Genomic DNA, 4,163 nt, shown 5'->3' with positions numbered 1-4,163 from the left:
CCCGCAAAACGCTCGGCGGCAGCACACCCGCTCAAGCCATGCAACGACTATTATCAGAGCCAGAAAAGCCCATCGTTGCGACGACCGGTTGAATCCGCCAACCCTCTGCGGGACTGCGTGCTCAAGCGTTTGGTCGACCGTTTCAAGGCTTTGCGGAAGGAAGGGCCAAGGTGACCTTTGCCCTGCAGACGCCAGCCTCCGGCGTGCTAATTTCACGCATACTTCAGATTTGCTTCTGATTCGACTGCGGCCGGAGATTACCGACCCCCGGGCTCTTCGGGCTCATCGAGATTGCCCGGTGCGTTTGCCTGACCGCTTTTCCGGGGCTGTAGGTCACGCGTTCTTCGACTCTGCTTGCCGGGCCCAGTCAATGATTCAGATTGAGGAGCATTGGAGGATACCGCCGAGACGGGCCAATTGCTTCGAGAGTCACACCCAAGACGCCAGGACCACTGCCATCCTGACCAGCCAGTCCCAGACCAGCCAGCACCACACTCAAAGATCGCCTCGGTGGGCCCGTTCGATGTTCCGGGTCGGTCGAAGACGGTGTCCCGTGCGGCGCCCTGGCAGCCGCATCGTCGACACCACTCATCGGAATCGACCACCCGGCACTCGATCACCGCCCTACCCGGTTCCACTCGTTGTCCGACGGCTTCCGAACCGAGCGCGTCGAGGCGGCAGAACAGAGTCAGATCAGGGGCGTCGAAGGTAACGTGAGACACCTCGAGGTCTTCCGGTTGGGGAGCGTAAGAACTCCCATCATGGAAGGCCTCGACACCTACCGGCGACCAGCCCCACCGGCCCCGATACACCCTCATCTGCGAAGGGCCTTGTCAACCGACGACGCCGAGCACATCGCGCAGCTCGAACCTCAGGTCCGCGAGTTGTGGCGGGCGAACGCGATCGTGCGCAACGCATCGGTGGCGGGCAGCCTGTCTGCGGCGCTGCCGTCTCAGTATCGACGCGGTGGGAAGGCTTGCAGGTAGTTGCTGACTCCTTGGAGTGTGAGACATATGCTGCCTATCTGCGGTCCTTTCATCGTCACCGCGTGCAGCGCCCAGCCCGACGGCAGCGAACGCCGCCGCCGTCAATGCGCCGAGGGTGGTCGCCGCTGAGCTGGCCGGATCGTTACAGATATGCCCCGGCCGAAATCGTTGGGATAGTGCACGTTCCGCCCCACCACAGGGTAATGCCCCCAGACATACTTGCGGACACGTTGTAGCGACCAACGAACCTGTTGCCGCTGTCGTAATAAGCGCTGTTCATCCAAGCAGAGTCGTTCCAGCCAACCCTGCCCGAGGTGCCAACTGCCAAGTTTCTGTAGATGACGTTTCCGTTCGTTGAGTTGAATCCGTATGAGACGTTCATATTTCTGCGGACCCCCCGGTTATACACGTAAATCCAACTGGAACCACAGTTGTAAGTCTGAACGATCTGCGTAGTCACGTCACCGGGCTTGGGGCAGTAGCCGTGCGCCTGCGCGTATCTGGCAACCGCACCCCTGAACTTGTCACAGTCGAGGGTGGCGCCCGCAACGACAGCACCATCCGGATTGGAACCGGCTTCTGCTGGGGGTGTGGGCGCAGCGTCTGACATCGACGAGGCGCTTTGGGGAGCTAGGTCTGCAGCGACGGCAGCGTGGCCGGTTCCCAGCAAACCCATTGTCGCTAGTAAGCCAATGGACACTGCTGCGATCCATCGATGGCGAAGAAACGGCCTATTCCGAGTCACATCAACGTCCGCGAGCCGGATCTCGACGACCGGATTTCAACCGCTTGTCGGCTCCTTCGACCATGATGTGTTACCGGTCGACCTCGCGCAATACCCCAGTTCGGCTCGACCCGTCGAGCTTTAGAGCATGGTGCGTTATCACGCGTACGTCCCGCCGGCACAACCGACGGCTTCGGGCGTATCATCGCACCGTGGTCATAAGGCAGGTTGCGTTCGTCAACGGTCGAGCTCTGGCTTCCGCCCTCTGGGTTATGTCCGCATTGGGTCACAAGACGAGTTCTCTTGGAACGCTGCAACTGGCTCCGCACCAGCCGATCAGAAGCGCGTCCGACAGGGCTTTGTTGGAGGCGTGTTCCTGGGCTGCCGAGTACGGCTTGGCGTTTCCAGGAGATGTTGAACGCATTCGCGCAACGGCTCCCGGTGTCGCAGAGCGACACTTCTTGGCTGAGGTGCTTGCACAGCTCGAGCCACGTCTCGACGGTTGGTTGAAGGAAGTTTGGCCGGAAAATGTAGCGGTCGAACCTGCCGCGAACGAGCATCTGCATTGGATGCTTCGACACGGAGTTCGCGGCCGCGCCTCCTCCGAAACATACCTTATTCTGCCCACAGTTGAACCCATCGGCCGCAGAGTCGAGGACTCCGCCTGGGTGGTCTCGCGGTCACTACTGAATGATCGAGACGCGTTCCGCCGCTGGTTGAGAGGTCGCGCGAAGTTGCCGATTGCGTCCGTAGACACTTTATTCGTCGACGCCGGTGCGTAAGTAAACAGCTGACTGGCGAACGGAAGACAGCATTACGGGCTCATCGCATTCGAGAGTCGTCGCCGAAGGGGCCCTGCGGTCGCGGTGTGCTCATGAATGCTGCCTCCGTTCGGCGGTGATCGGTCAGAACCGGAGGTCCGGGCCGGTCCGGCTGAACCGTCTCGTGGGGCAGTACGCGAACGTGCGGTCGCCGGAGAAGCCAACCGTGGAGTCCAACAGGTCCGTCACATCTTGCGCGTCGATGACCAGGCTCGAGATGCCCTCTTGGATCAGAAGATGGCATCCGGTGCTTGCAGCGCTCGTTACCGGGCCGGGAACGGCGCCGACGGGCCGGCCCGGAGCGATGCCCGGCTTCGACGACGACGGTTGCGCCGAACCGCGCGACCAGTGTTCCGGTGACGATGTCGCCGGGCTCGGAGAGTGCCGCGAGCGTCATCCTCGCGTCGCGCTCGTCGTCCATGGTCTCGGTCATGGCAGTGCCTCCTCGATCTGAATACGAGGTACACCCAGGGGCCCGAGCCTCGGCGCATTCGTCTTCCTCATGGTGGTTCCCACTACGGACAAACCTCGCACCAGTTCCGTGGGAACAGCGTTGCGTTCCGCTGCGTCCGGCGTATTCTCGAACGTGTTACCGAGGAGGACGACTTGGCCGAGATCTTCAACCTCGCCCAGTGGGCCCCGAAGAAAAGTTAGGTCATACAAAACCCAGGCGCCAAAACCAGAGTTGACCAGCACTTCTGGAACTCTGACCGAGGCTAGCTAGGAAACTCCCGCTAGATCTGCAAGAGAGCCCGGCATGATCCATCAAGGCAGTATGTGCCACGCCCGTCGAGTGTCGAGCGGGGCGGTCAGGAAGAGGGTGACACCTATTATTCCGAGGATCGCGTCGAACGTGATTTCCCAGTCCCATACGCTCGCCCGAGGGTGCCCCAGAAGGAGTTCGTGCTCGCTCGGGACCCGGCGAGGGGTGGGGCTGACATGCACGCCGGACGAGGTGAAACGTGCTGCCTTGGACCAATGGCGCAGCCCACGACGGTGTGGCGTCGGAATCTGACGGCGCCGAAGATTGCCCACACTATGCCGGAGCTGGACGTAATACCGCCCAAAGTCAGGAGCGCCTTCTCGGCGGCGAACATTTGGCTCAGCCGGAGATAGAGGTCGTTGTCGATGCTGCCGATGAGTGAGTCGACTTGTGAGTAGCGAATGAATTATGAAAAGAGAGCGGTGAAAACGAACCCGACGCCAAGTAGGACGAGTGCACCCCCGACCGCAAAGACCCGCCCTGCCGAAGAGTTCTTCATTCCCTGACCGTCCCGGTGAGCGCGGCCGCACTGACATGAGCGAGGGTCGGGGTGCGTGTCGGCTCCATGGCGCCGAGGTTAGCAAGAGGTTGTCGATTCGACCGGGGCGTCGTCCCTGGCACGAGAACGTGTCGCGGGAGACATGGCCGCGCCCGAAAGCGCCAACATGACTCTCAGAATGCCCGCCTGGATACCCGACGCTGCGCGGTGGGTACGCATAATCGAGAACCATGCGCTCGGGCACCACAGAATCACTCACGATGGCAGCCGTGCCCGCAAGCCGGACCTCGACTCCGACGATTATTGACTGACTCACAGGCAAGCGGGATGGTGTTGCCATGAATGGATTATTGATTGGATACGCTCGCGT

At 61.3% G+C, this 4,163-nt stretch carries 1 protein-coding gene and 1 pseudogene; one reads left to right on the top strand and one right to left on the bottom strand.

Translation table 11 applies throughout. From position 1 onward, the window contains the following. Nucleotides 1–533 precede the first annotated feature (533 nt). A pseudogene (locus tag E3T38_RS04830) lies at nt 534–722 on the bottom strand (ISL3 family transposase); the annotation flags it as partial. Nucleotides 723–2,748: 2,026 nt separating this feature from the next. Here E3T38_RS04830 and E3T38_RS16925 point away from each other — a divergent pair. Continuing rightward, nucleotides 2,749–2,985: a hypothetical protein gene (locus tag E3T38_RS16925; RefSeq protein ID WP_198417304.1), complete on the top strand. Its 237-nt coding sequence runs from the start codon at nt 2,749–2,751 to the stop codon at nt 2,983–2,985. The last annotated feature ends 1,178 nt before the right edge of the window (nt 2,986–4,163 follow it).

It is taken from the genome of Cryobacterium sp. Hb1 (genome assembly GCF_004403585.1).
GTDB lineage: Bacteria > Actinomycetota > Actinomycetes > Actinomycetales > Microbacteriaceae > Cryobacterium > Cryobacterium lyxosi.
The sequence above is the reverse complement of the archived record's forward strand: the minus strand, read 5'-3'. Positions and strand labels throughout refer to the sequence as shown.